At 65.9% G+C, this 1,239-nt stretch carries 1 pseudogene; it reads right to left on the bottom strand.

Annotation, left to right across the window (positions count from 1 at the left end):
- Nucleotides 1–1,132 (bottom strand): annotated as a pseudogene (locus BMX78_RS22625) (IS110 family RNA-guided transposase); the annotation flags it as partial.
- Nucleotides 1,133–1,239 lie beyond the last annotated feature (107 nt).

Genomic DNA, 1,239 nt, shown 5'->3' with positions numbered 1-1,239 from the left:
TAGTAGGCGCGGGAGAGCGGGTCTTTGAGGGCCGCGAACGCTGAGAGGTAGAGGGTGCGTTTGAGGACTTTGTTGCCTTTTCGGGAGGCGCGGTCGGCCCGGACGGAGGTCCCGGACCGCCAGGTGACCGGAGTCAGGCCGGCGTAGGAGGCCAGGTGCCCGGCGGTCGGGAAGTCTTTGCCGGCGACTTCGGTGAGGATCCGTGCTGCGGTCCTGATGCCGACCGCCGGCAGAGACATCAGGACCTGGTGAAGAGGGTGGGCCTCCACGAGGGCTTCGACCTGGGCGTAGACGGTGAGTCGTGACTCGTGCAGCCCGGCGAGCATGGCCGCGAGCTGGGGCAGCACTATGGTGGCGGCGTTCGTGCCCACCACGGTTACCGTCTGCCTGCCCAAGGCCTCGATGATGTCATCGGCAAGGCGTTCACCCATCCGGGGCGCGAGCTTGGTCAGCCGGTTCGCAATTCGTCGCCGGCCGGCGTGGCGGAGCGCTTCGGGCGTGGGCCAGGTCCGCAGCAGATCCAGGACCGCCGGGTGGTCCAGCCGCGGGCCCAGGACACGTTCGAGCGCGGGATGGATCTGAGTCAGCAGCCCCCGGATCCGGTTCGAGGTCGCGGTGGCCTGCTTGGCCAGATCATCATCGAATCCGCAGAGCATGCTCAACTCGGCGAGCTGGACGTCGGAGAGCTGGACCGAGCGCAGGGTATGCGGCATGGTCCGCGCGGCATCAGCAATGATGAACGCATCGCGTGCATCCGTCTTCGATTCCCCGGGATGCAGGTCCGCGATCCGGCGCATCGCCAAACCCGGAAGGTACCCCACCACAGACCCGGCGGCCTGGGCCACGGCAACCGGAAGCGCCCCGATCGTCGCGGGCTGATCCACCACAACAAGGAGCCGGCCATGATGTTCAAGCTCGACCAGGATCTCCCGGATCCGCCCCTCGTCGTTGGGCAGCGCCCGGTCCAACAACTTCTTGCCCGCCCTGTCCAGGGCAACAGCATGATGCTCGCCCTTGCCAACATCAACACCAATGAACACTTCAACGTCGTCATGGTTTCCGAGCACCTGGCACCTCCAGTCGTAGTCACCTAACTCCCGTACTGGCCCACCACGGTGTCAGGGCCCGGCACCCACGTTACGCACGACGTTCCCACACTGTCCTGCCCCTATCAGCGGTCTCCCCGGCACCTACCAGCCCCAGGTGACAACACTCTCAGGATCATCATCAACAGAGCGT

It is taken from the genome of Arthrobacter sp. OV608 (genome assembly GCA_900110595.1).
Lineage (GTDB): Bacteria > Actinomycetota > Actinomycetes > Actinomycetales > Micrococcaceae > Arthrobacter.
This window is presented reverse-complemented; position numbering and strand designations above follow the sequence as displayed.